This window comes from Leptotrichia sp. oral taxon 223 (genome assembly GCF_013394795.1).
Taxonomy (GTDB): Bacteria; Fusobacteriota; Fusobacteriia; order Fusobacteriales; family Leptotrichiaceae; genus Leptotrichia.
This window is the reverse complement of the sequence record NZ_JABXYU010000001.1, coordinates 1216119-1242764: the sequence shown is the minus strand read 5'-3', so window position 1 is coordinate 1242764 and position 26646 is coordinate 1216119. Positions and strand designations below refer to the sequence as shown.

The following is a 26646-nucleotide window of genomic DNA, read 5'->3' as shown; positions in this document are numbered from 1 at the left end:
TATAAAAAAATTATTATTTGGGAGTGATTTTATGAAAAAAATTATATTTTTATTTTCTTTGTTAATTTGCAGTTTAAGTTTTTCTGACACTAATATCGACCAAATATCTTCTGAAGTTTGGAGATGCCCTTATTCTGTTGACAGAACTTTTAAGGGACTTACTTATATAAAATTCTTGAATGAAAATGGCAAGCCGTCTATTTCAGTTAGCATATTGGATAATCGTGCAGCACTAAAAACAGGAAAAGTTTCGCTTGAACTTTCACAATTAGATTACGAAGTAAAAGAAAATGAAAATTCTATCTATTTTACAAACTTGAGTGACAAAACACAAGTTTTTTCAAATTACAAATTATCTTATTCGTTTGATAAAAAAAATAGACCTAAAATGGATTTATATCGTATTTCAGATAACAAAAAACTTTGCAGTCTTATAATAAATTAAATTATCACAAATACAAAAGATAATTAATAATTTTTAAGCAACGATTTCTTAGTGATTTTCGTTGCTTAATTTTTTTCCGACGGTTTTTATATATCTGATATTTCTAGTTACTCCTATTTTTTGTAACATATTATTTTTCACCAAATATCTTAACAAATCTCTAGCACGACTTTCTTTTATATCCAAAAGTTTTTCTAATTAGAATTATATAAGTTCATCATTAAATTTTATATTATCCAAATTTTTAAATTTATTATTTAACTCATTATATTTTGGGTTTTTAGACAACACAACTTCAAAATTTTTACCTTCTTCTTTTAGCAATTTTAATAATTCTTTTTCATCATTTTCTATAAAAATATTTTCAAAATATTTGTATCTTTCAATGTCTTCTTTTGTTAAATGAAAAATTGATTTGTCAAATTTAAATACATTTTCAAAAATAGTATTTATTAATTCATTTTTTCTTTTAATAATATTAAATTCATCGTTATCAATATATTTGGATAAATTTTGATTTTCTTTTATTGATGATTTATCTTTTAATATTTCAATTTTTTCTAAAATAGGCTTGTTTTTAAGTATATTAGAATTAATTTCTTCATTTGTTAAAGTAATATTCCATATTGAAGAATTTTCTAACGTTCCGTCATCACTTTTCAAATGCTCCAATGTTACTTCATTTGATATTATAGAAGTATCATTTTGAGTGTATGAATAAATCAATTCTAGTACATATTTAACCAATCTTGAATTTCTTTTTAAATTTTTATCTTTATTAGAGTATTTAAAAGACTGATTAGTTTCAAAAAATAATTTATAATCTTTATTTTCAATATATTGATATAAGGTATTCATAAAATCAGTAAAAAGTATTTTAAATTCATTCTGTGTTTCACAATTATAAACTTTATAAGATATTGTACTTATTAACTTATCAGTTTTGTTACTAGTTTGTTGTGTTGTATTAAATATAAAGAAAAAATTTCTTATTTGAAGTAAAGATTGATTTTTTACTTGTTCGTCTATAATATTTTTATTATATAATCCATAAATTGCACATAATAATGATCTTATTTGTTGGTTTCTTTTTATATTAAAGTATCTTATCACACTATCGTTATTATCTCTTTGTGATATTTCTTTATATATTTTAGAAAAAAATTCTAATTCATTTAGAAAATTACTTAAATCTTCTATTTTAATTTCTTCTTTTATCAGTCTGTAAATTGAATTTTGATTTTCTGCATCTTTTTCTATATAACATTTAGTAAAATGTTGTATTAGAGCATCAGGATCATTCAAATGATTAATATTTTCTTGAATGATTCTCCATTTGCTTTTCGCATTGTCAATAAATTCACGTTCTCTAGGTTGAACATACTTCATTATATGATTTTTAAGTAATTCAATTTGTTTTAATTTTTGTCCTCTTGCATTTAACACTTCAAAAATATTATATATTTCCTCATCTTCTCCTGAAATGATTTCAACAATATTGACAGATAATAATTTATCTAAAAATTTATCTAAATAATCAAAATTTTTATTTTTTAATAAGTTATCAAAATAACTATATAATTTATATAACTTATTATCTTTACTAATTGTTGTAATTCTTGATGCTGAATCTATCGCTAATTTAATTTCATTATCATATAAATCATTACTAATAACCAATTCTCTTTCTGATTCCATATTTAAAGAGGTTATGAAAGTATCATAAATATATGTACCTCTTTTTTTAGAACTTTCTGTACCCAATTTATTGAAATTTTTGTATAAAACAATTAATAATAAATAAACTGTCATCATTCTTTGTTGACCATCAATTATTTCATAAATATCTATGCCCTTTGTCTTATTTAATCTCTGATTTAACACTATCGTTCCTAAAAAATGAGACCAAGGTATTTCTTTATTATTTTGTTTAAGAGTAAATTGTAAATCAATCCATAACTCTTTCCAATTTATCTCTTTCCAAACGTAATCTCTTTGATATCTTGGAACTTCATAAATTGAAGCTCTCTGAAATATATCTCGTATTTTTCTATTTTCCGTTGTAAATGCCATAAATATTCCTTTCTGAAACTATTTTTTATTAATTATACAATTATTTTTTAAGCCTGTCTATTATTAATACTCTTATTTCTCCCTCACATACCCATTCCCATAAAACGCAATTCCCAATTGCCCCGTCATCACAATCCAAATCAGTGGCTCACAAATCATCACACCAAAATAACCCAATTTTGGCACGATAAAAATTACAAAGGTTATTTTCCCAAAAAATTCTATTACGCTGGAAACAAGAGGGATTAATTTCTCTCCGAGAGCCTGTAAAGCGTATCGCAAGTTAAAGAGAATTCCTAGTATTGTGAAAAATGGGGAGGCGATTTTTAGGTAGGTTGAGCCGTTGTGAAGTACGATTTCAGATTCGGAGCCTGACATCAGATGAATCATATTTTTGGAAAATAAATATACAAAAATTGTGATTCCGATTGCAAAAATTATATCCATCATATTAGCGTAAAATACACCTTTTCGGATTCTGTCTACTTTATTTGCACCTTTATTTTGGGAAACGAAAGTTGCAAGTGCGAGTGCTATTGTAGTTAGTGGAATGTTACAAAATCCCATAAGTTTTCTTGCCGAAGTATGCCCGGCGATAATCAAGTACCCAAACCCATTTATCGCATACTGTAAAATCAGCGTTCCCATAAGTACAATCGCAATCATAAATCCCATAGAAAGTCCCTGTCCAAGCAGTTCCTTGTACAATTTTTTATCAAATCTGAAATGTTTTTTTCTAGGGATTAAAATCGGCTCTTTTACATAAATGTAGATAATACTCAAGATAACCGAAATTGCCTGTGCAATAACTGTTGCAATCGCAGCTCCGCCAATTCCCATTTTAAGGGAAGTTATGAAATAAATATCAAGGAAAATGTTTAAAATTGAGGCAATTACCAAAAATACGAGCGACATAAAGCTGTTTCCGATTGCACGTAAAAGTCCTGACGACAAGTTATAGGAAAAAGTTACGCCAATAAACATTGTTATTATATTTATGTACTCAAATGCTTCATTTATAATATTTTCAGGTGTATGCAATATTTTTAGCAATGGCATAAGAATAAACCGTGATAAAATCATTACTCCCACAGTAATCCAAATTCCAATAACAATCGAGCCAGCCACAGACTTTTTCAAAAGATTCTTGTTATTTGCCCCATAATTTCTAGCCGTAACCATACTAAGCCCATTTCCAATTCCCAACGCAAATCCAAAAATCAGCTCAAAAATAGCTGCCGAAGCCCCAATAGCCGCAAGCGAATTATCTCCCAAAGTATGCCCCACAATAGCAATATCCGCCATATTGTAAAGCTGCTGAAAAATATTCGACACAAGTATCGGTATCGAAAAAATCAGAAGCGACTTCAAAATATTATCATTTATCAAATCAACAGAAAAATCAAATTTTTTCATTTTTTGTCCTTTCTTTTTGTTTTTTAAATCGTAAGTTTTTATTCTTATTTTAAAAATAGTTTTTTGTAAAAAATATAATTTTTCTATTTTTCCAAAAATTCTTTCATATCCGAAAAAATTGGTATTTCCAGTTCAACTTCCTTTTTTGTTGCAGGATGTGTAAATTTTACCTTGTAAGCGTGCAAAAATTGTCTATTTATTCCAAGTTCTTTGTTTAAACCATTTCCGTAAAGTTCGTCTCCTATAATTGTGTGTCCGACGGATTTCAGGTGAACTCGAATTTGATGTGTTCTCCCTGTAAAAAGTTCACATTCTACTAATGTCACATTTTTTTCAGGATAAGTTTTCAAGACTTTTACAGCCGTTTTTGTGTATTGCCCCCGCTCATCAATTATTCTTTCCAAATTATCCCCATCCCGAAAAATCCGTCTTTCAATAACTATTTTATTTATTCCATTTTTTTCCAAAATTTCATTATTAAAATCATTTTTATTTTTCAAATTTAAATTATCTTTTGTATTTTTGCTGTTAAAATCCATATTTTCATTTATTTTAAAATTTATATTTTCAAAATTACTTTTATTTTCAAAATTTAAATTATTATTTTCTTTTTTACTGTTAAAACCTGTATTTTCTCCAATTTTACTATCTTTGTTTTCAAGAATTAAATTGTTTTCTATTTTCTCCATTTCATCATATTTTTTCATTTCTCCAAAATTAACTTTTTCAATTTCAGGTTTCAAATTTTCCTTTTCCAAATCCTGAATCCTATGTTTTTCCCCATCTTTTGCCAGTTCTTCGTTGATTCTAGCAATTTCCTTATCATCAATAATTCCGTTAACAATCGCCAGATATTTTTTCTCAAAAATCGAAAAATTTTGTAAAAATGCCTGTGCAAAACTGTTTTTGGCAATAATAATCAGTCCAGATGTATTCATATCGAGTCTGTTATAAAATCGCGGAACTCTCACTTCCCCATATTTTTCCAAAAAATGATTTACGATTCCATTTGCAAGTGTAAAATCAGCTTTTTTCTGTGTCGGATGTGTCAGTAAAAATGGCTCTTTATTCACAACCAAAATATCTTCATCTTCAAAAATAATATCAAGTGGCAGTTTAATGGGCTTGATGTCCGTTCCCTTTTTCTTCTCAACAACTTTCAAGTTTCCGTGTGACGGCAATTTTTTGGTCAATTTTACCTGCTTCCCATTCAAAAAAACTTCTACATTTCTCAAACTTCTCCCCGAATAATTCTGCACTTCCCTCAAATATTGCGAGATTTTCATCCTCTGATGTTCCTTTTCAATCCTAAATTTTTTCAATATTTATACACTTCCTTTTTTTTATTATTATTTTTCAAAACAATTATCAGTTTCCCGTTTTCAAATTCCACACTAGCCTCATTTTCAAGAATAACATTGCTCACAAGTCTGGAACTTTCCCTTTTCACATCAATTTTATCCGTTTCAAACTTAAAGCCCTTCAAGGTTAATTTTTCAACTTTTTCACTAATTGGAATGATTGAAAATTCATATTCCTTTTTGTTTTTTAGTATAAAAGACTTTTCTGCATAAAAAATTTCTTCATTTTCCTGCAAAAAAACGAGATTTTTATACTTTTCCATTATGAATAGGTTACTCAAAGTCATGTCAATTCGTTTCCCAAGTCCACCAACAACAAATACTTGTTGCAAATAATTGTTATCTTTTTTAATTTTATGGATTTCCTCCAAAATTAACTCAAAGTCTGTAAAATCCTTATCCTTTGGAAACTTTTTTATTAAAACATTTTTACTTTTATAATATTCCAAAACATTTTTCTCAATCGAATCCAGATCTCCAACAATCGCTTTCGGTATTTTCCCATATTTAAATGCAAAATTTGCCCCGCCATCCGCACAAAAGCAAACTGCATTTTCTGAAACTAATTTATCCATAAATTCTTGTGAATATTTATATTCACCATTTAAAAAAATCACATATTTTTTCTCCATTTTTCTCCCTTCAGTTCAAGAAATGCAATAATATTTACATTATACTTCGTTATCAGGTTATTTACAAGACAGTGACTGTAATTATTATTTTAAGATTGTGAACTGTAAATTTATTATAAAAATATGAAAATAAAGATTAAAAAGAGATGTTGTTGATAAATAAGGGGGATGTTTTAAAAATTATATTTTTATAGTTAAATAAAAAACTATTAAAATTAATGTAAAAAAATAGTTGCAAAAAAAACAAATAATTATTATAATGTGGATATGAGTAAAAAATAGTTTGAGAATCAAATTTAAAATAATGCAAATGTTATTAGTTGCGGATTTGGCTGAACTTGATGAGGTTCAAATGTGACTGGGAGCGTAGAGCAATTATGTAAAGATTATCATAAGATTATAGAAGGGAGGTAAGAAGTTTAGTTTTATTAGATGAAACAGGAAATAGAAAGTAGTAAATTTCTATAAATTTAGAATGTAGAATGAGAGGAAATGTCTATGGAAAAAGCAGTTTTAGTAACGAGTTTTGGAACGTCGCACAAGGATACGAGGGAAAAGTGCCTTGATTCGATTGAAAATAAGGTAAAAGCTAAATATGGAAGTGAAAGAGTGGAAAGAGCCTATACATCGGGAGTTATAAGACGAATAGTGGAAAGAAAGGAAGGAATTCACATATTTGATCAGAATGAAGGACTGGAGGCTTTGAAAAATAAAGGGTATGATGAGATTGTAACGATGTCGCTGCATATTCTGGGTGGAATTGAGTATGCAAAACTTAGTGATAAATACGGGAAAATAACAAAACCTCTGCTTGCGGCAGACGAAGATTACAAAAGAATTGTGAACAATGAAGAGTTTAACAGCCTTGATGGAAATGATGCCATCGTGTTTATGGGACATGGTTCCGAAAGTGCCGCAGACAGCACATATCAAAGACTTCAGGAGGAATATCTGAAAGCTGGAAAAGATAATATTTTTATAGCGACAGTCGAAGGCAAAGTAACGCTTGAGGATGTTATTGGCAAATTGAAGGGAAGAGGATTTAAGAAAATATTGTTAAAGCCATTTATGATAGTGGCTGGAGATCACGCCAAAAATGATATGGCTTCTGATGAGGAAGATTCGTGGAAGACAATTCTTCAAAATGAAGGATATGAAGTAACGCCTTTATTAAAGGGAATGGGAGAATATGAGTTTATTCATCAAATGTTCATGGATAAACTGGAAGAGGTTTATTAAAAATTTTAAATAAAATAATAAAATTTAAGATTTATAATTTGCAGGTGTTTTACAAACTTAATAAGGAAATCGGTTGGAATCCGATACAGCCCCCTCTACTGTGATACTGACGAAAGTACGAAAAAGCCACTGAAATATCATTATATTTTGGGAAGGGTACGAGTAGGATGAAGTTAGTCAGGAGACTTGCCTATATAATAAAGTTACATTTTTCGGGAAGGGAAAAATTTAATATATAAAGACTGCTGGAAATTTACATAGATACTTTTCATCTGTTTTAATATATAAAATTTGATTCAACTTTCTGAGTTGGATTTTTTTTGGTAAAAAATAAAAAAGAAAAATTTGTAAAGGAGGAAAGTGATAAATATCACTATTTTGGAGTGATGGTACAAAACAAAAAAATAATAAGATATGCTATACAGATACTGATTGTACTTTTTGGAGTAAGTTTTCTGACTTTCTGCCTAATCTATATAGCTCCAGGAGATCCTGCACAAGTTATGCTGACAGAATGTGGACTTATTCCAACTCCTGAACTTTTAGCCCATACACGGGCTGAGCTTGGTATAGATAAGCCGTTTTATATTCAATACTGGAAATGGCTTTTTGGAGTTCTGCAAGGTAATTTTGGAAAATCATATTCATTAAGAATACCGGTGATTCAGAAGATAGGACAGGCATTTATACCTACATGCTGCTTATCTTTTTTATCACTATTTTTAATGTGCGTTATTTCTATACCTGCTGGGATATTGGCAGCAGTAAAAGAGAATAAATGGCAGGACTATTTAATAAGAATGATAACTTTTATGGGAATGTCCATACCAAGTTTCTGGCTAGGGCTGATATTTTTAAGTATTTTTGGAGTACAGCTTGGACTTGTATCAGTTTCAGGGGGACAAGCGGATTTCAGATCTGTAATTTTACCTGCTTTCACATTAGCAATAGCGATGTCTGCCAAGTATATACGGCAAATAAGGCATGTGTTTCTGGAAGAGCTGGGAAAAAGTTATGTAACGGGAGCAAGAATGAGGGGAATAAGAGAGCGGGATATTTTGTGGAAACATGTACTGCCTAATGCAATGCTGCCAATAATAACACTTTTAGGAATTTCTCTCGGAAGCCTTCTGGGAGGAACGGCAATTGTGGAATTTGTTTATAATTGGCCAGGGATGGGAAGAATGGCTGTAAAGGCGATAGCGGCTCAAGATTATCCGTTAATACAGGCTTATGTCCTGATAATTGCATTTCTGTACCTGATAATAAATATAGCAGTAGACATTTCGTATAAATATCTTGATCCGAGAGTTGGGGAGGTTGACTGATTTTGGAAAAATTTAGATTAAAAAGGAAAAATATTCAGCTGGCAGTGTTTTTGATATTGGCGATTATGGTAATTCTGATAGCGATTTTTGCCCCTGCTATAGTACCTAGAGATCCTTTTAAAATGATTGCCCCAAGTTTGCGACGGCCATCAAGGCAGTATATTTTTGGGACAGATCACCTTGGCAGGGATTTGTTTTCTAGAATTATATATGGTTCAAGATATTCGGTATTTATGACTTTGGCCTTAATTTTTATAGTTTTTTTAGTGGGAACGGTACTTGGAGTGATAGCAGGATATTTTGGCGGAATAGCGGATACTGTGATAATGAGGTTCGGAGATATGATGATTGCGTTTCCAGGATTAATTTTTGCCATAGCAATAGCTGGACTCTTGAATCCAAGCGTTAAAAATTCAATTATAGCAATAGCGGCAGTTACTTGGACAAAATATGCAAGGCTTGCAAGAAGCATGGTTCTTAAAATAAAGCAGGAACTGTATGTAAAAGCTGCAAAATTAACGGGAAGCAAAGATTATTCGGTAATATTCAAATATATCATTCCCAATATGATTACAACGATGATAGTAACGGCAGTTTCAGATATGGGAACATTAATGCTGGAAATAGCGGCACTTTCATTCTTAGGATTTGGAGCACAGCCACCGACACCCGAATGGGGAGCAATGCTTAATGAAGGGAGAACAACCCTTAGCAGTGCACCGTGGATGATGTTATATCCAGGGCTGGCAATAGTGATAGTTGTAACCATATTTAATATGCTGGGGGATTCGGTAAGGGATTTAGTCGATATAAAAAGTGAGTAGTTTATAAAAATAAAAAAATATATAAGGAGAAGACAAATGTTAAAAAATCGTAAAAGTAAATTTTTAGTTTTAATTTTAGCTTTATTCACGTTGTTAGTAGCGTGTGGAGGGAAAAGTGCAAAAAGTAAAAGTAATCCAGATGAATTGGTAGTAGGAGTTACTACGTTTGCGGATACCCTTGAGCCAACAGATCAGTATTTTGGCTGGGTTATAACTCGTTATGGTGTAGGGGAAAATTTGACAAAATTTGATGAAAAAGGGGATCTGCAGCCATTGCTTGCTGAAAGCTGGAAATTAAGCGATGATAAATTGGAATGGACTTTTAAAATAAGAGATGGCGTAACTTTTTCAAATGGACATCCATTAACAGCGGAAGCAGTAAAAAAATCAATTGAAAGAGTTTTTGAAAAAAATAAAAGAGCTGAAACATATTTTAAATATGCCGCAATAGAAGCCAATGGACAAACTTTGAAAATAAAAACAAGGGAACCTGTGGCAATATTGCCTCAAACATTGGCAGATCCGTTATTTCTTGTTGTAGATACATCTGTTAATACAGATGAATTTGCTCAAAAAGGGCCAATAGGAACAGGACCGTTTGTAGTACAGGAATTTAAATCTGGTGAACAGACAGTAGTTGTAAGAAATGAAAAATATTGGAATGGAAAAGCAAAATTGGCAAAAGTAACATTTAAAGACATAAATGATCAAAATACAAGAGCATTGGCACTAAAATCTGGAGAAATTGATGTGGCATACAACTTGAAAGTTACTAACAAAGCTGATTTTGAAGGGGATAAAAATATTGTAATAAATGAATTAAAATCGCTAAGATCAACTTATGCCTTTATGAACCAGACTAAAGGATTGAAGGACAAAGCGTTAAGAGAAGCAATAATAAGAGGTTCAAATAGACAAAACTATACGCAGAACTTGTTACAAGGTGGAGCAACTCCTGGAAAAGCGCCAGTTCCGCCAACATTGGACTACGGATTTAATGAATTAAAGGATGAAAATGCGTATAATCCTGAGAGTGCTAAAAAAATACTGGCAGATGCAGGATACAAGGATACAAATGGAGATGGATATCTGGAACGTCCTGACGGATCAAAACTTGACTTGAACTTTGTAATTTATACAAGTAGGGAAGAATTGGGGATTTATGCTCAGGCATTTCAGGCTGATATGAAGGAAATTGGAATAAAAGTAACATTAAAACCTGTAAGCTATGAAACTCTTTTAACTATGAGAGATGATTCCAACTTTGATTTAATGATTTGGAATGTACTTGCCGCAAATACAGGAGATCCTGAAAAATACCTAGATGAAAACTGGGACAGCACAGCAAAAACAAATCAGACTGGGTATGCAAATCCAGAAGTCGATAAATTGTTAAAAGAATTATCAAAAGAATTTGACAAGGCTAAGAGAAAAGATCTGATTGTAAAAATACAGCAATTAATAATGAATGATGCGGCTACATTGTTCTTTGGATATGAAACTACATTCCTTTACAGCAATAAATCGGTAACAGGACTTAAAATGTATCCGATGGATTATTACTGGATAACAAAAGATGTGGCAAAAGTTAATTAAGGAGAATTTATGTTAGAAATAAAAAATTTGACAATCCAGTATGGAGAAAAGCCTCCAGTGGTTGAAGATTTTTCTCTTTCATTGAAAAAAGGTGAAATAATAGCAATTGTAGGGGAAAGCGGTAGTGGAAAATCTACCGTTCTTTCTTCTATTTTAGGACTTTTACCAAATACTGGGAAAATAATTTCAGGCGATATAGCTTATAACGGTAAATCAATGCTTAAAAATACCCTTAGTCAATGGAGGGAACTGCGAGGAACTGAAATAACTATGATTTCACAGGATTCAGGAGGAACTCTTAATCCAATAAGAAAAATAGGAAAACAGTTTGTCGAATACATTCAGACACATTCCAAAATATCAACAAAAGAAGCTGAAGAAAAAGCAAAAGATATGTTTTCTAAAGTAAACTTGCCAGATCCTGAAATCATTATGAAAAGCTATCCGCACCAGCTATCAGGTGGAATGAAACAGCGTGTAGGAATAGCAATGGCACTTACTTTTCATCCAAAAATTATTCTGGCGGATGAGCCAACGAGTGCATTGGATGTGATAACGCAGGCTCAGATAGTGAAGGAAATAATGGAATTAAGAAAAGCATTTGACACTTCAATAATAATGGTAACTCATAATTTAGGAGTTGCAGCATATATTTCTGATAAAATAATTGTCATGCAAAATGGAAAAATAGCCGATGCAGGCGATAAAAATACAATTATAAACAATCCAAAAAGTGACTACACAAAAAAACTGTTGGCATCTGTTCCTGAAATTGGAGGTGAAAGGCTTGTCTAATATTAACGATGTAATTCTTGAAACAAAAAATCTTACAAAAATTTATGAAAAATCAAATAATAAAAAAGTTATAGCTTGTAACAATATAAATTTAAAAATCCGAAAAGGTAAAACATTGGGAATAGTTGGAGAATCAGGATCAGGGAAAACAACACTTGTAAATATGCTTATGGATTTGGAAAAACCAGCTTCTGGAGAAATTCTGTATCACGGAAGGGATATGAGCAAGTTTACAAAAAAAGAAATATGGGAAAATAGACAAAATATCCAGATAGTCTTTCAAGATCCATGGACAGCCTTCAATCCCAAAATGAACGTTATGCAAATCCTTACAGAACCATTAATGAATTATGGAAGGTTAAAAAAATCAAAAAGACGGCAAAAAGCAGTAGAACTTCTTAAAATGGTTGATTTACCAGCAGAATTTGTAACAAAGTATCCACAAAATATGAGCGGTGGGCAAAGGCAAAGGCTTGGAATCGCAAGAGCAATTTCGCTTGAGCCAGAGATACTTATATGCGATGAGGCAACTTCCGCCCTTGATGTTTCCATTCAAAAAAACATAGTCGAACTTCTCGTAAAGCTACAAAAAGAAAAAAACATAACAATGATTTTTATATGCCACGACATTGCACTCATAGAATCTTTTGCACACGAAATCGTAGTAATGTATCACGGAGAAATGGTGGAAGTAATAGAAGGCGGACAAATTTCTGAAAAAGCAAAACATCCATATACGAAGTCATTATTGAATGCAATTTTTCCTGTGCGTGGAGAAATGATGGAATTTACATAGTTTTTTATTAAAAGAAAAATTCCTTGCATTTTTTTAAATTTTTGATAATATAATTATAGGAAGAATCTGTTTATAGTACAGCGAAACAGGGTAATATAAAGAAATGTACACTAAGAAGATATAAAAATTTGAGGAGCAAAAAATTGCTCTTCTTTTTTTTGGGAAAATTTTTTATAAATTTATTATTTAAAAGAGATATAGTATAAAAAATCCTTTATTTACTGTAATTTTTACAGTTTTTAAAAAGGAAAAAATAAATTTGAAAAACACTATTTTATTTGTTAAAATTATTTTGAAAAAAATAAATGTAAATATCCGTTTAAAAATTCAAAATCATATTTTATTTAAATGGAGGTTAGTATCAGAAAGGAATATAAATGAAATTTACACTAAACCCCATTTAAATAACGAATTTATTACAAATTTTCTAATTAAGGGATAAAACTTAATATTTTCAAATGATTAAAACATAATTTTTTCTTTTTAAACAGATTCTAGTATAAATTAATCCGTCGGAGCATTTTTCTGTGCTGGCAAAACTGTTTGAGCATAGCGAGTTTTTTGTCATTGCAGAAAAATGTCGTAGACTAGCCATAGGTTATTGCGTAGCAATCTTGCCACAATTTTGATTATTAGGATAAACCTTTACTGCAAGATAAGGTTTTGCGGCAATGAGCAATCCTACGAAAATAAAAAATATAGTAATATGAAAAAATATTTATTAATAAAATGTCCGAAAAATAATTTAGTTGAATGATTATGAATTAATTATCAAACAACTCTATTATAAAAATTTATTCTTATTTTTAAAAGGGGTTTAGTATTAGATTTTTAACAGATGACTTTTTTATGGAATATTCACGATGTAGTGAAATAGAAATGAAAAAAGGGCGTCCTTATGCAATTTTGTGTATTATCAATTATGAAGAACCACCTTTGCTATTCCGATAAGACATAATATAAAGCACCCTTTTAAAGTGCAAACTATTGAAAATCAAGGATTGAATCTTTCAAAACTTAAATAAAAATCACTTAGATGAATATTTAATTTAATATTACAGAAAACCCTATAAAAAATATTTTGAAGAATATTTTTATAAATTATTAAAATAAAATTTTTTATACAGGGTTGACAAATATAAAAAAGAGAGTATACTAATAGTAAAGAATTATAGGTGTTTTACAAACTTAATAAGGAAATCGGTTAAAATCCGATACAGCCCCCACTACTGTGAAACTGACGAAAGTACACAAAACCACTGAAATATTATAGATATTTTGGGAAGGGTACGAGTAGGATGAAGTTAGTCAGGAGACTTACCTAATAATTTTTTATATAAAATTTTCTGGGAAGGGAAGATTTAATATACATCAATGTAAAAATAAATCAACGGTGATTTGTTCCATAAATATACTATGCGATGATGATATAGTTATTGTTGTGGAAGTTTTGACGTGTATTGGCTTCAGCTTTGGCTGATTTTTTTTTGGAACTTGCCGAAGGTTAAATTAAATTTGGAGAAGGAGAGAAAATGAAAAAGAGAACATTATTGTTTTTAGTTTTAACTGGCATGCTGTTAATAGGCATAAATGGTTATTCAATGCACATTATGGAAGGTTTTTTACCTTTAAACTGGGTTATAGTATGGTTTGTGGTTTGTATTCCGTTCTGGATTATAGGGATAAAGAAACTTCAGACTGTTTCTAAAGGAAGCGTGCAGGATAAGATGACACTTGCATTAGCAGGAGCATTTATATTTGTGTTATCCGCACTAAAAATTCCGTCAGTTACAGGAAGTTCATCACATCCAACAGGAGTAGGGCTTTCGGCTATATTATACGGACCTTTTGTAACTTCCATTCTTGGAACAATCGTATTGATATTTCAGGCAGGATTACTTGCTCACGGAGGATTTACAACTCTTGGGGCAAATACTGTTTCGATGGCGATAGCAGGGCCAATTGTTTCATATTTGATTTATAAGAGCCTTGCTAAGAAGAATAGGGCAGTTGCAATATTTCTGGCTGCGGCAATAGGAGATCTTGCCACATATGTGGTTACATCTTTACAGCTTGCGCTTGCATATCCATCTGCTGAAGGCGGAGTAGTTGCTTCGTTTATCAAATTTGGCATGGTGTTTGCAGTAACTCAGATTCCTCTTGCTATCATCGAAGGGCTGCTTACAAATGTAGTAATGAATATACTTGAAAAATATAATGTAAAAGGGGTGGAAGCATAATGTCAGAAAATAAAAACAAAAGTGTATTTAAAAAGAATATTATTTTAATAATTGCAATAATTTTAATAGGTGTTATTCCTTTGCTTCTCGTAAAATCTGAATTTGGAGGATCTGATGACAAGGGAGAAGAAGTAATAAAAACTATAAAACCTGATTATGAGCCATGGGCTAAAAATTTAATAGAATTACCAGGAGATGAAACTGAAAGTCTGCTGTTTGCATTACAGGCGGCATTAGGTGCAGGAATTGTAGGATATGTATTAGGCTATTTCAAAGGTGAAAGAAAAAATGCTAATAGATAAAGTATCTTACACAAATCCCATAAAAAATATAAATCCCGGAGTAAAGTTTATATTGTCAATGACGACATTAGTATTTTTGCTTTATACAGGAAGTAAAACAGTATTTATTTTTAATTTTATATTGTTTAATTTACTTCTCTTATTTGTTGTAAAAGTAAAAATAAGCGACTTATTAAAGCTGAACTTTGTTCCGGCTTTATTTATTTTGACGACTGTAATTTCGCTGCTACTTATAAAGGCGGATATATGGACATTCTTACTTCGTTCATTTTCTTCGATAACAGTAATTTATTTCCTTATCTGCTCAACGCCTGTTATAGATCTGGATTATATATTTGAAAAAATGAGATTTCCTAAAATATTTAGGGAAATGTTTCTGTTAATTTACAGATATATATTTTTATTATTTGATAATAAAGAAAAGTTGCAGAATGCACAGGAAGTAAGGCTGGGATACAGCAGCTTTAAAAATGGGATGAAGTCATTTCCGATGCTGGTAGTCGCCATATTAAAAAAAACATACTACTATAATCTGAATTCTATAAAGGCTGTGGAATCACGGATGGGAAAAGAGTTTATCTTTTCTCATAGAAAATATAAAAAAATTGGGTTTGAAATAATTTTCGTAATAATAATATTTGCAATAAACTTATATCTGGTGGTAAAATACAATGCTTAGACTTGAAAATATAACCTTTTCGTATGATAAAGAAACAGAGGCTCTGAAAGATATAACTTTGAATATTGAAAAAGGTAGAAAAACATTATTTCTTGGGGAAAATGGCTCAGGAAAATCAACTTTATTTTTAATAATGAACGGACTTTTGCAGGCGCAAAAGGGCAGTATCTATTTTGAAGGGGAAAAAATAAAACATAAAAAAAAGGATTTGGAAGATCTGAGAAGAAAAGTTGGGATAATTTTTCAAGATCCCGAAATACAGATTTTTGCTCCTTTAGTATTTCAGGAAGTAGCCTATGGGCCTGAAAATCTTGGCTATTCCAGTGAAAAAGTGGAAGAAAATGTAAACAGGGCAATGAAAGAAATCAATATAACAGATTTAAAAGATAGACCTTGTCATCATCTGAGCTACGGACAGAAAAAAAGAGTCTCAATAGCCGCAATTACAGCAATGGAGCCAGAACTGCTCATTCTGGATGAACCAACTGCGTGGCTTGATTCTAGAAATACAAAAAGAGTATCAGAAATTTTGGATAACTTTTCCAAAGCAGGGAAAACGATGGTAGTATCGACGCATGATACCGATTTTGCCTATGAATTTGCTGATTATATCTATGTGCTTGAAAAAGGGAGAATTGTACGGCAAGGGAGCAGGGACGAGGTTTTTGAGGATTTTGAATTTTTGAAGAAATTAAATTTGAATATTCCAAATGTACTGAAAATAAAAAGCTATCTCAAGTATAAAAATCTTGATGAAAATGATTACTATAAATTCTTGGAGGAAAAAAACTTGTTATGAAAAAAATACTTATATCAGGAGCAATGAGTGGTAGCGGAAAGACTACGGTAAGCAGCATATTAATGTCGGCTTTTGAAAACGTGGCACCTTTTAAGGTTGGTCCTGACTACATTGATCCTGGCTATCATGAACTTTTTACAGGGAACAAGTCTTATAATCTGGATGCATTTATGTTTGATGAAAACACATTAAGGCATATATTTGAAACAGGGGCAAAAGAGGGCAATATCGCTATAGTCGAGGGAGTTATGGGACTTTATGATGGAATCGGGCATGACAAGGATAATTTTAGTACAGCTCATGTATCAAGAATACTTGATATTCCAGTAATTCTCGTAGTTAACGCAAAAGGAATCTCCACAAGTATAGCTGCCGAAGTTTTGGGTTTCAAGCTGTTTGATAAAAATGTTAAAATAAAGGGCATTATTTTAAATAATGTTTCTTCTGAAAAGCTGTATTTAAACTTGAAGGAAGCGGTAGAAAGATTTACTGGAATAGAGTGCGTAGGATATTTGCCGAAAAATGAGAAATTATCGGTGGAAAGTAGACATTTGGGATTGAAACAGGCTTTTGAACTGAAAGGTTCAAAAGAACTTGATGAAAAGAAACAGCTGTTTAAGGAAATTGCACAAAATTGCTTGAATTTAGAAAGAATTTATGAAATAGCAGAAGAATTTCAAGTTAAGGGAGATATGGACTGTTTTGAGCCAATAAAAGGCTTGAAGGGCAAGTATAAAGGAAAACGTGTGGGAATTGCCAAAGATAGGGCATTTTCCTTTTACTATGAGTCAAATCTTTCGCTTATGAAATTCTCAGGCTTGGAAATAGTCGAATTCAGTCCTATAAAAGATGAAAAAATACCGGAAAACCTGGATATGATCTATCTTGGCGGAGGCTATCCTGAACTTTACTGGAAAGAATTGTCTGAAAATGTTTCCATGAAGAAAAGCATAAGGCAGGCTTATGAAAATGGAGTAAAAATCTATGGAGAATGTGGTGGATTTATCTATTTGACGAATAAGCTGAACTTGCTAGATGGAAATAGCGGGAATTTCTGCGGAATTATAGATGTGGAAATTTCCATGAAAAACAGGTTAAATATCGGAAGATTTGGATACATAAATATAAAAACTGAGAATGGAATCTGTACAAAGGGACACGAATTTCATTATTCAGAAATTTCTGTAGACAATGAAAAGAAAAAATTTTACAAAATAGAAAAAAACGATGGAAGAAACTGGACTTGTGGATATAGGAAAAGTAGCCTACTGGCAGGCTATCCGCATATTTCTTTTTATTCAAATATAGAATTTTTCAAATATTTAATTGAAAAATTGTAAAAAAAACTATCTAAAATTTAAAAAATAATATATAATTGCATAGTAAAACTATTTAAAAATCGAACTAATCAAAGTTATAGCCAATCCGCTTAAAAATTGGATTAAAAATATATAAAAAGCAATGGACTGGCTATAGATATGGCATAAATTTCCACTTTAGTTTTAAACTGGAATTGCTATATTTAAAATCTAAACTTAAATATTGTTTGATTTTTTTTAGTTTATACTCAAACCTATTTAAAATTAAACTACTAAAAATTATATAAATTTAGAGATTGAGTAAAATAGTCATAGCTTTTGAGTTCGGTTTTAAAGCAGTTTTACTATAAAAACATAAAAATATTGGAGGGAATCAATTTATGTCGTATATTAAGGATCCGAAAGGGATAGAAGTAAGAAGTTTTGAGATAATTACGGAAGGGTTAGGAAACAAGGCAGATCATTTTGCTGAAAATGAAAATCCGATTGTGAAAAGGCTTGTGCATACTACTGGGGATTTTGGGTATGCGGAAATTACAGAGTTTTATAATGATGCTGTAAATTCGGCTATGGAAGCTATAAAATCAGGGTGCAAGATATATTGTGATACAAATATGATTGTTACTGGGCTAAACAAAGCAGGTCTTGCGAAATTTGGATGTTCGGCATACTGCCTTGTAAATGACGAGAAAGTGGCAAAAGAAGCTAAGGAAAGAGGAATTACAAGATCAATGGTTGGAATTGAAAGAGCAGTGAAAGATAAGGATACAAAAATATTTCTGATTGGAAATGCTCCAACAGCATTATTTAAACTTCTTGAAGAGATAGATAAGGATGGAGCAGAAAAACCTAAACTGATTGCAGGAGTGCCAGTAGGCTTTGTAGGATGCCCTGAATCAAAGGCGGCACTTTCAGGTTACGATGTGCCGTTTATAAGAACTAACGGTACAAAAGGCGGAAGCACAGTGGCTGTGGCAGTATTGCACGGAATACTGTATCAGATGTTTGAAAGAGATAGATATTAAATACAGAATTTAAAATAAAAAGGGGAAGTGAAAATGGAAGAATATGTATATTTTAATGGCAAGAAGCTAAGATATGGCTATACAACGGGAAGTTCTGCAACCGCAGCTGCGAAAGCCGCACTTATGTATCTTCTGGACAGCGGAGAAAACGACATACCCGAAGTAACAATCGGACTTCCCTCAGGAAAACCCTTGACAATAAAAGTAAACTCATTGAAAAGAAAGGATAATTACGCTTTGGCATCAGTTTTAAAGGATGGTGGAGATGATCCTGATGTTACTCATGGTTTGGAAATTTTTTCAAAAGTAAATTTGAGAAATGATGCAAAAATAAATATTTTTGGTGGAATAGGAGTTGGAAAAGTTACTAAAAAAGGGCTTCCTATTGCTCCTGGAAATTCCGCAATAAATCCGGTACCCTTAAAAATGATAAGACAGGCTGTGGAAAGCGTATTGCCGCAAGGTATGGGGGCAGATGTGGAAATATTTGTTCCAAAAGGTGAAGAAACTGCTAAAAAGACATTGAATGCAAAACTTGGAATTATTGGTGGAATCTCGATCCTTGGGACGACTGGGATAGTAAAGCCAATGTCGGAAGAAGCGTGGAAGGCATCACTTGCCATTGAGTTAAAAATGGCTCTTGAAAATTCAGAAAATGGAGAAGTTATTTTTTTATTTGGAAATAGAGGAAAAAAATATTTGAGTGACAACTTTGAGGATAACACTTCTCAATCGGTTGTAATAAGCAACTTTGTGGGCTATATGTTTGACAGGGCATGTGAATTTGAAGCAAGAAAAATTTACTTTATTGGTGAACTTGGAAAATTTGTGAAAGTTGCAGGCGGAATATTTCATACACACAGCAGAGTTTCTGACGCAAAAATGGAAATTCTCACAGCGAATGCGTTGCTTGTTGGCGAAAGCATGGAAAACTTAAAAAAGATAATGGCTTCCAACACAACCGAAGAAGCTACAAAATACATTGAAAAAACAGAAGTTTACGATCTTCTGGCAAAAAAAGCCAAACAGAAATGCGAAGAATATTGCCGAAGAAACGGCTGGGATCTGGAAGTGGAAACGCTTATTATTTCTGCTGAAAGAAAAGAACTGGGAAGTAGTAAGCATTTTTTTGATAATTTTAAAAGAAAAGGGCTTTGAGGATATAGAAGTTGTTCTATCAAATTCTAAATGCAAGTTTAATTAAATTTACGAAAAAATAAAAGCTGGTAAAACCTCATTGATAATTTTTAAATTATAGGATTACATTCCTTAAAAAATTAAAAATTCTAAAATTTACGGAATGCATTCCTTAAATTCTATTAATTCATAGAAAAATAGGATTACATTCCGTAAAAATTGATTTTTGAATAAAAAAGGGATATAATTTAAAAGGAAATGAGGTGTTAAAATGATAAGAATAGATAGAAAAGAATATTTAGATATTTTAGTAAAATCAAAAGACAGACAGATAATAAAGGTTGTGTCTGGTGTAAGAAGATGTGGAAAATCCACTCTTTTTGAGATATATAAAGATTTTCTGCTTGAAAATGGAGTTGCAAAAAATCAGATTATATCCATAAATTTTGAAGATATGGATTATGAAGAACTTACAGATTATAAAAAACTTTACGAATATATAAAATCTAAATTGATTGAAGATAAAAGGAATTATATATTTTTAGATGAAATTCAGCATGTGGATAAATTTGAAAAAGTTGTAGACAGCCTTTTTATAAAAGAAAATACAGACCTGTATATAACAGGCTCTAATGCCTATTTTATGTCTAGCGAATTGGCAACCCTTTTAAGTGGACGTTATATAGAACTGAAAATGCTGCCTTTATCATTTAAGGAGTATTATCAGGCTAAATTAGAATATGAAAAACTGGAGCAAAAGGAAAATAGAATATCAAAAACACTTATACAATATTATAATGAATATATAGTAAACAGTTCGTTTCCTTATACTTTACAGTTGGACAGTGATTTGAAAAATATACATGAATATTTAAGTGGAATATATAATTCTGTGCTTTTAAAAGATATAGTTGCAAGATTGAAAATTTCAGATGTGATGAGACTTGAAAGTGTCGTTAAATATATATTTGATAATATCGGTAACTTGACTTCGCTTTCAAAAATAGGGAATACCCTAACTTCAATGGGAAGAAAAACAGATGTAAAAACCATTGAAAAGTATATTAGAGGACTTACTGACAGTTTACTTGTGCATGAAGTTAGCAGATATAATATAAAAGGGAAAGAATTTCTATCTACATTATCAACATATTATGTTGCAGATTTAGGGCTTAGACAGATGATTTTAGGTAACAGAAATATAGATATGGGGCATATACTGGAAAATATAATTTATCTTGAACTGCTTAGAAGAAAAGGCAATGTATATGTTGGGCAGTTTGATAAAAATGAAATTGATTTTGTTGTTATTAATTCAAATGAAATTGAGTATTATCAGGTCGCTTTGACTGTCTTAGATGAAAATACTTTAAAAAGAGAACTGGATACCTTTAAAAATATTAAGGATAACTATCCGAAGTATCTTATAACTTTAGATGATGTAATGGTGAATACTGACTATGATGGAATAAAGGTTATAAATGCTTTGGAATGGTTGTTGTGGAATTAGGTAAAACCGTAAAATTAAAGAAAATTTTCTTTGTTTACGATAACTTTAGTCTTAACATTATGTTTTAAAAATCAATCAATAGAGAAAATAGAAGTTTCTAATATTGAAAAACAAATTGATTGTTAAGTATAGAAAAATTTTCAAAAAGTAAACTTAATATATTTTTTGTAAATTTTAATTGAGAGGATGAATTTATTGGAATTAGAAATTATGGAATTAAAAAGTAGTGAAAATTATGATGCTAAGTTAAAAGAAATTGAATTTTATAAAAATTCAAAAATACATCAATGTATGTTACCTTATGTTGGCTTTAAATATGAAGAATATAGAGTATTATTAGTTGCTGAAAGTCATTACCTTGAAAATGAAGAAGATAGAAAAAAAGTAGATAATTTTGAAAAATGGTATGGGGATAAAGGAAATATTTCTTTATCTTGTCCTAAATATATATACACAAGAGGAGTAGTAGATGAATGTTTTTCTAGAGGAAATGTTTTTTTTCAAAGAATAAAAAAAGAAATTGAAAAAGCAAATATTGATATAAAACATTTTTGGGAAAGAGTTTCATTCATGAATTTTTTTGTAGTTCCTTCAACAAATGGAAGTAGAGGAATAATAGCTACAAAAGAAATGGAAGAAAAGTCTTTAAATAATTTTGAAGAAGTAATTAAAGTGTTGAAACCGAATTATATATTATTTCTTAGTAAAAAAAGTTATTGTATTTTTGAAAAACAGAATTCAGAATCCTTAAAAAATACTTACACTTTTTGTCACCCTGCTTCAGCATGGTGGTATAGAAAAAGAAAAGATGGGGGAAAATCAAGCGATGAATTCAGAGAAAAAATAGAAACAATTTTCAAAATTTAATGATGTAAAAAAGGAAGATATAGTATAAAATTATTGGAAAAAAGTTTTTGAAACTAAAAAATTTGGAATGAATAAAAATTAGAGGAGAAAAAATGGCTAGTAAATTAGGTAAATTCTATGGAATAGGAGTAGGAGTAGGAGATCCTGAAAATATAACAGTTAAAGCAGTAAAAAGACTGCATGAAGTAGATGTGATTGTACTGCCTGAGGCGAAAAGTGGAGAAGGAAGTACAGCTTTTAATATTGTAAAAGAGTATGTAAAACCTGATGTGGAGCAGCTATTTTTGGAGTTTCCGATGATAAAAGATGTGGAAGCGAGAAAAGTTTTTAGAAAAAATAATGCTGACAAAATAAGTGAGGAGCTTAAAAAAGGGAAAAATGTGGCATTTTTAACAATAGGAGATCCGATGACTTATAGCACTTACACTTACGTCTTGGAACATATTTCAGATGATGTGGAAGTTGAAACTATTGCGGGAATAACTTCATTTAACAGTATTGCGGCAAGGCTTAACATACCGCTAATGATTGGAGATGAAGATTTAAAAGTAGTTTCTGTCAATAGAAAAACTGATATTTATAAAGAAATTGAAAACAATCAAAATTTAGTGTTAATGAAAATTAGCCGAGATTTTGAGAAAATAAAAAAAGCGATAATTGAAACTGGGAATAAAGAAAATGCTGTAATTGTTTCAAACTGTGGAAAAGAAAATGAAGAAATTATTACAGATATTGAAAATGTTGAAAGTGTACACTATTTTTCTACATTGATTCTTAAAAAACAGGGAATAGGACAATGGAAGAGATTTCTAAAAATGTAAATTAAAATAATGAATAGTAGAAATATTTAATTTTATTACAGTAATTTATTAATTAAGAGATTCAAGTATATTTTAAGAAAGTGAGAACAGTTATGAAAAAAATATTATTTATTTTGTTACTTGGAGTAGCAATTCAAGGACTAGCAGAAACGATTGTAAAAGGAACTTATGATACGAAGAAAAAAAGATACATAGAATTGAGTCAAATTTTTGAAAAGGAAATAAATTTGAGTTATGTATTGCCGAGTGATAAAAAGAATACAGTAACGTATAAAACTGAAAATTATGATATTTTAGTGAGAAAAAGTGATCTATTGGAATTATACAATAAAAATAGAGATAAAAAAGAAAAGAATATAAAAAATAGTATTTCAGATAAAGATAAAAAATTGGATTATGTTCGTAATTACATTGCTGAATTGGTGGAAAACAACAAAGCAGTTATTTATGAAAGAAAAACAAAAAAAGAAATAAAAAATATTGTAAAAGTAAAATACAATAACAATATTTACTATGATGCGGGAAGAGGTTCAAATTATGATGGTTATAAATTTTATACAGATAAAAGTTTGTCGCAGGAAATCATGAAATTTGATATTATAACCCAATTTGGAGTTGCACTTCACAGCAGTTTGGGAGATAATCCGTATAATAGGGAATTGACAGAAAAGGAAAAGGAATATAGAGAAAAAAATGGAAATCATTTTGAAGAATTAAAGGAACTGTATAAGAAAGCAATTCAAAATCCGAATGTTGAACAAAAAATTAGTTATTAGTTAAATATGTTTGATAAATTATTTTTAGAATTTAATATAAATAGGGGGAGAAAAATAAATAAAATTGAAAAAGGAATTGAAAGTAATATGGTTTATTTGCAAATCAAAGAATTGATGGAAAATGCAAGGAAACAGGTGTCTGTAAAGATTAATAATATTCTTGTGCAGACTTATTGGAAAATTGGGAAAATTATTATAGAAGATGAACAGAAAAATAATGAGAGGGCGGAATACAGGAAAAAACTTTTAAAAGAATTGTCGAAAAAATTGACAAAAGAGTATGGAAAAGGATTTTCGAGATCTAATTTACAAAATATGAGGCAATTTTATTTGAAGTATCCAATTTGCCAGACACTGTCTGGCAAATTAAGCTGGTCTCATTATTGTGAGATTTTGAGTATATCTGATGATAAAGAAAGAGCATTTTATGAAAGAGATACGCACTAGGTGGACTTTCTAATCAGATTTTTGCTTCAAAATACACATTGTATATTCCTAATAAAGAAGTGCTTGAAAATGAGGTGGAAAAAGTTTTGAGGGAGTATGATAAGAAAATAAAATTAAAAGGAATAGAAAATGATAATTATGAATAGAAAAGAATTACCGAAGTGTTCAGTTGAAATAACACTTTCTTTAATTTCTAATAAATGGAAAATACTTATAATAAGAGATTTACTCGATGGAACAAAAAGATTTGGAGAGTTGAGAAAATCTATAAATGGAATTTCTAATAAAGTTTTGACATACAATTTAAGAGAAATGGAGGAGGACAATCTTCTTGTAAGAAAAATTTATCCTGAAGTTCCTCCAAAAGTTGAATATTCTCTTACTGAAACAGGTTACAGCTTAAAGCCGATACTGGAAAGTATGGATAAATGGGGTATAAATTACAGAGAAAAAACAAAATATGAATAACTATAATTGTATCGAATTAATTATGGTTTTTCTATTTTAAAATTTTCATTGGTATAAGTTTTTAAATCAAAAGTTCTGATTTCTTCTACATTAATATAAAAAAGTTCAAAAATAGGATTGTCAGGAGTTTTAAAAAGTTCCTTTATTGCTGGATATTCGTTTAAAACTTTTGTTTTCAGGTTAATATCATTAGTAAAATGAATATTTCCATTTACGGATACAAAAGATAAATAGTCTTCTGAATGAGAGAGAAAAGAAACATAAGGACATTTTTTTAACTGTTTGTAAACGTTTTTATTATTTGTAGTTGCAAGATATACTTTGTTTTTCTCAGAAAACAGATACTGAAAAATTCTTGTTTTAGGTTTATTATCGTCAAGTGTAGCTAAAACTCCGTAAGAGTTTTCTTTTAATATTGTATTGTAATCAATCATTTTATTTTCCTCCAGATATATTTTTTTGAGTTAGCTAACTATGTTAATTATAGCTTAAAATAGAAAAATTGTGAAGAAGGCACAATTTTATTACAAGGTAACAAGATGGTAACCTAAAAAAAATAGTTTATCTTGAAAATGGGAAAGTCTGGGAAGCGTTTTTTAAGAAAAATGAAAAAATATATTTGAATACAGAAATATCAGTAAGTTTTCAAATAAATGAAATATTATAAAAATAAAAAAATTAAAAAAGAAAGAGGTAATTTTATGAAAAAAGTATACTTCATAGGAGCAGGACCAGGAGATCCTGAATTGATTACAGTAAAAGGGCAAAAAATTGTAAAGGAAGCAGATGTAATAATTTATGCTGGTTCATTGGTTCCAAAAGAGGTTATTGATTGTCATAAGGATGGAGCTGAAATTTATAATTCCGCTTCAATGAATTTGGATGAAGTGATGGAAGTTATGATAAAGGCACAGAAAAAAGGGAAACTGGTAGCAAGGGTGCATACTGGAGATCCAAGTATTTTTGGAGCAATAAGGGAACAAATGGATATTTTGGATGAATATGGGATTGAATATGAAGTAATTCCAGGGGTAAGTTCATTTGTAGCTGCCGCTGCTGCAATAAAAAAAGAGTTTACATTGCCTGATGTGAGTCAGACAATAATTTGTACAAGACTGGAAGGAAGAACTCCAGTACCAGAAACAGAAAGCCTAGAAAGCCTGGCTTCACATAAATGTTCGATGGCAATATTCCTATCTGTACAAATGATTGATGAAGTTGTAAAAAGATTATTAAAGCATTATGATAAAACAACACCAATTGCAATTGTCCAAAGAGCAACTTGGGAAGATCAGAAAATCATTATGGGAACATTGGAAAACATTGCTCAAAAAGTGAAAGATGAAAAAATTACGAAAACTGCACAAATTTTGGTTGGAAACTTTATAGGAAATGAGTATTCTAAATCTAAACTTTATGATAAGACATTTTCGCATGAGTTTAGGAAAGGGATTGAGGAATAATGAAAAAACTAATAACAATAATTCTATTTACATTTTCCATGCAAATTTTTGCACAGCAATATCAAGTAACAAAGCAAAAAAATGTTACTTTGTCAAAAGAGCAGATTGATTTGGAGAATAAGAAAATTGAAGAAACAAAGAAAGAAAAATCAAGAGCTTATCATAGGGCATATTCCAAAGAATACCGAGCAAAAAACATTGAAAAGTTTAGAGAGTACGAACGGATAAAAGCAAGGGAATATCGAGCAAGAAATAAGCTACAAGCCACAACTTAAAAACAATACCCAA

26 protein-coding genes, 2 pseudogenes and 2 riboswitches are annotated in these 26646 nt (G+C 30.3%); of the genes and pseudogenes, 23 read left to right on the top strand and 5 right to left on the bottom strand.

Annotated elements, in window-relative coordinates; all coding sequences use genetic code 11:
• Positions 1-31 precede the first annotated feature (31 nt).
• Positions 32-445, top strand: coding sequence for a hypothetical protein (locus HW275_RS06165; protein WP_178935702.1), 414 nt, complete (start codon positions 32-34; stop codon positions 443-445).
• 204 nt (positions 446-649) lie between these two features.
• Here the strand turns inward: HW275_RS06165 and HW275_RS06160 are convergent, their stop codons facing one another.
• The 4 genes from HW275_RS06160 to HW275_RS06145 form a co-directional block, all read right to left on the bottom strand.
• A complete protein-coding gene (locus tag HW275_RS06160; RefSeq protein WP_178935701.1) occupies positions 650-2518 on the bottom strand; it encodes a DUF262 domain-containing protein in 1869 nt (622 codons plus the stop codon).
• A gap of 72 nt (positions 2519-2590) precedes the next feature.
• Positions 2591-3934, bottom strand: coding sequence for an MATE family efflux transporter (locus HW275_RS06155; protein ID WP_178935700.1), 1344 nt, complete (start codon positions 3932-3934; stop codon positions 2591-2593).
• Between the two features lie 83 nt (positions 3935-4017).
• Positions 4018-5256: an RluA family pseudouridine synthase gene (locus HW275_RS06150; RefSeq protein ID WP_178935699.1), complete on the bottom strand. Its 1239-nt coding sequence runs from the start codon at positions 5254-5256 to the stop codon at positions 4018-4020.
• Complete coding sequence (locus tag HW275_RS06145) at positions 5253-5927, bottom strand: thiamine diphosphokinase (protein ID WP_178935698.1); 675 nt, start codon at positions 5925-5927, stop codon at positions 5253-5255. Before HW275_RS06145 ends, HW275_RS06150 begins: the two co-directional genes overlap by 4 nt.
• A gap of 498 nt (positions 5928-6425) precedes the next feature.
• Between HW275_RS06145 and HW275_RS06140 the strand changes: the two genes are divergently transcribed.
• The 20 genes and pseudogenes from HW275_RS06140 to HW275_RS06050 all read left to right on the top strand — a co-directional run bounded on the left by HW275_RS06140 (position 6426) and on the right by HW275_RS06050 (position 24895).
• The gene (locus HW275_RS06140) at positions 6426-7166 is read left to right on the top strand and encodes a sirohydrochlorin cobaltochelatase (RefSeq protein ID WP_178935697.1); all 741 of its coding nucleotides are present in this window, start codon (positions 6426-6428) and stop codon (positions 7164-7166) included.
• A 25-nt stretch (positions 7167-7191) separates the two neighbouring features.
• Positions 7192-7375: riboswitch (cobalamin riboswitch) on the top strand.
• A 177-nt stretch (positions 7376-7552) separates the two neighbouring features.
• Positions 7553-8494 carry a nickel ABC transporter permease gene (nikB, locus tag HW275_RS06135; RefSeq protein ID WP_178936423.1) on the top strand — a complete coding sequence of 314 codons (942 nt, stop codon included), beginning with the start codon at positions 7553-7555 and terminating at the stop codon, positions 8492-8494.
• A 65-nt stretch (positions 8495-8559) separates the two neighbouring features.
• Entirely contained in the window at positions 8560-9318 is a 759-nt protein-coding gene (gene nikC / locus HW275_RS06130; RefSeq protein WP_178936422.1) for a nickel transporter permease, read from the top strand.
• Positions 9319-9354: 36 nt separating this feature from the next.
• On the top strand, positions 9355-10914 hold the full coding sequence (locus HW275_RS06125; RefSeq protein ID WP_178935696.1) for an ABC transporter substrate-binding protein: 1560 nt from the start codon (positions 9355-9357) through the stop codon (positions 10912-10914).
• A gap of 9 nt (positions 10915-10923) precedes the next feature.
• The gene (locus tag HW275_RS06120; RefSeq protein WP_178935695.1) at positions 10924-11709 is read left to right on the top strand and encodes an ABC transporter ATP-binding protein; all 786 of its coding nucleotides are present in this window, start codon (positions 10924-10926) and stop codon (positions 11707-11709) included.
• The gene (locus HW275_RS06115) at positions 11702-12505 is read left to right on the top strand and encodes an ABC transporter ATP-binding protein (RefSeq protein ID WP_178935694.1); all 804 of its coding nucleotides are present in this window, start codon (positions 11702-11704) and stop codon (positions 12503-12505) included. The genes HW275_RS06120 and HW275_RS06115 overlap by 8 nt, the downstream gene beginning before the upstream one ends.
• A 527-nt stretch (positions 12506-13032) precedes the next feature.
• Positions 13033-13262, top strand: a pseudogene (locus tag HW275_RS12555) (hypothetical protein).
• Between the two features lie 399 nt (positions 13263-13661).
• Positions 13662-13845: riboswitch (cobalamin riboswitch) on the top strand.
• A 192-nt stretch (positions 13846-14037) separates the two neighbouring features.
• Entirely contained in the window at positions 14038-14745 is a 708-nt protein-coding gene (locus tag HW275_RS06110; RefSeq protein WP_178935693.1) for an energy-coupling factor ABC transporter permease, read from the top strand.
• Positions 14745-15047, top strand: coding sequence for an energy-coupling factor ABC transporter substrate-binding protein (locus tag HW275_RS06105; RefSeq protein WP_006805277.1), 303 nt, complete (start codon positions 14745-14747; stop codon positions 15045-15047). Before HW275_RS06110 ends, HW275_RS06105 begins: the two co-directional genes overlap by 1 nt.
• Positions 15034-15726, top strand: a complete 693-nt coding sequence (locus tag HW275_RS06100; protein WP_178935692.1) for a CbiQ family ECF transporter T component — start codon at positions 15034-15036, stop codon at positions 15724-15726. The genes HW275_RS06105 and HW275_RS06100 overlap by 14 nt, the downstream gene beginning before the upstream one ends.
• Positions 15719-16525 (top strand): energy-coupling factor ABC transporter ATP-binding protein, encoded by an 807-nt coding sequence (locus HW275_RS06095; RefSeq protein WP_178935691.1) that lies wholly within the window; start codon positions 15719-15721, stop codon positions 16523-16525. The genes HW275_RS06100 and HW275_RS06095 overlap by 8 nt, the downstream gene beginning before the upstream one ends.
• Entirely contained in the window at positions 16522-17865 is a 1344-nt protein-coding gene (locus HW275_RS06090) for a cobyrinate a,c-diamide synthase (protein ID WP_178935690.1), read from the top strand. The genes HW275_RS06095 and HW275_RS06090 overlap by 4 nt, the downstream gene beginning before the upstream one ends.
• Positions 17866-18224: 359 nt before the next feature.
• Positions 18225-18869, top strand: coding sequence for a precorrin-8X methylmutase (locus HW275_RS06085; RefSeq protein WP_178935689.1), 645 nt, complete (start codon positions 18225-18227; stop codon positions 18867-18869).
• Positions 18870-18902: 33 nt separating this feature from the next.
• Positions 18903-20027, top strand: a complete 1125-nt coding sequence (cbiD, locus tag HW275_RS06080) for a cobalt-precorrin-5B (C(1))-methyltransferase CbiD (RefSeq protein ID WP_178935688.1) — start codon at positions 18903-18905, stop codon at positions 20025-20027.
• A gap of 250 nt (positions 20028-20277) precedes the next feature.
• Positions 20278-21516 carry an ATP-binding protein gene (locus HW275_RS06075; protein WP_178935687.1) on the top strand — a complete coding sequence of 413 codons (1239 nt, stop codon included), beginning with the start codon at positions 20278-20280 and terminating at the stop codon, positions 21514-21516.
• Between the two features lie 195 nt (positions 21517-21711).
• Positions 21712-22383, top strand: coding sequence for a hypothetical protein (locus tag HW275_RS06070; protein ID WP_255460027.1), 672 nt, complete (start codon positions 21712-21714; stop codon positions 22381-22383).
• A 92-nt stretch (positions 22384-22475) separates the two neighbouring features.
• Complete coding sequence (gene cobI / locus HW275_RS06065; RefSeq protein WP_178935686.1) at positions 22476-23204, top strand: precorrin-2 C(20)-methyltransferase; 729 nt, start codon at positions 22476-22478, stop codon at positions 23202-23204.
• 92 nt (positions 23205-23296) lie between these two features.
• Complete coding sequence (locus tag HW275_RS06060; RefSeq protein WP_178935685.1) at positions 23297-23980, top strand: hypothetical protein; 684 nt, start codon at positions 23297-23299, stop codon at positions 23978-23980.
• A gap of 87 nt (positions 23981-24067) precedes the next feature.
• A pseudogene (locus HW275_RS06055) lies at positions 24068-24421 on the top strand (DUF1016 N-terminal domain-containing protein); the annotation flags it as partial.
• Between the two features lie 144 nt (positions 24422-24565).
• Positions 24566-24895: a helix-turn-helix domain-containing protein gene (locus HW275_RS06050; protein WP_178936420.1), complete on the top strand. Its 330-nt coding sequence runs from the start codon at positions 24566-24568 to the stop codon at positions 24893-24895.
• A gap of 20 nt (positions 24896-24915) precedes the next feature.
• On the opposite strand, the gene HW275_RS06045 is transcribed toward HW275_RS06050, so the two are convergent.
• Positions 24916-25329, bottom strand: a complete 414-nt coding sequence (locus HW275_RS06045) for a pyridoxamine 5'-phosphate oxidase family protein (RefSeq protein WP_178935683.1) — start codon at positions 25327-25329, stop codon at positions 24916-24918.
• Between the two features lie 267 nt (positions 25330-25596).
• Here HW275_RS06045 and cobM point away from each other — a divergent pair, with 267 nt between their 5' ends.
• Both cobM and HW275_RS06035 read left to right on the top strand, forming a co-directional pair.
• The gene (gene cobM / locus HW275_RS06040; protein WP_178935682.1) at positions 25597-26358 is read left to right on the top strand and encodes a precorrin-4 C(11)-methyltransferase; all 762 of its coding nucleotides are present in this window, start codon (positions 25597-25599) and stop codon (positions 26356-26358) included.
• Entirely contained in the window at positions 26358-26633 is a 276-nt protein-coding gene (locus HW275_RS06035; protein ID WP_218975149.1) for a hypothetical protein, read from the top strand. The genes cobM and HW275_RS06035 overlap by 1 nt, the downstream gene beginning before the upstream one ends.
• Positions 26634-26646 lie beyond the last annotated feature (13 nt).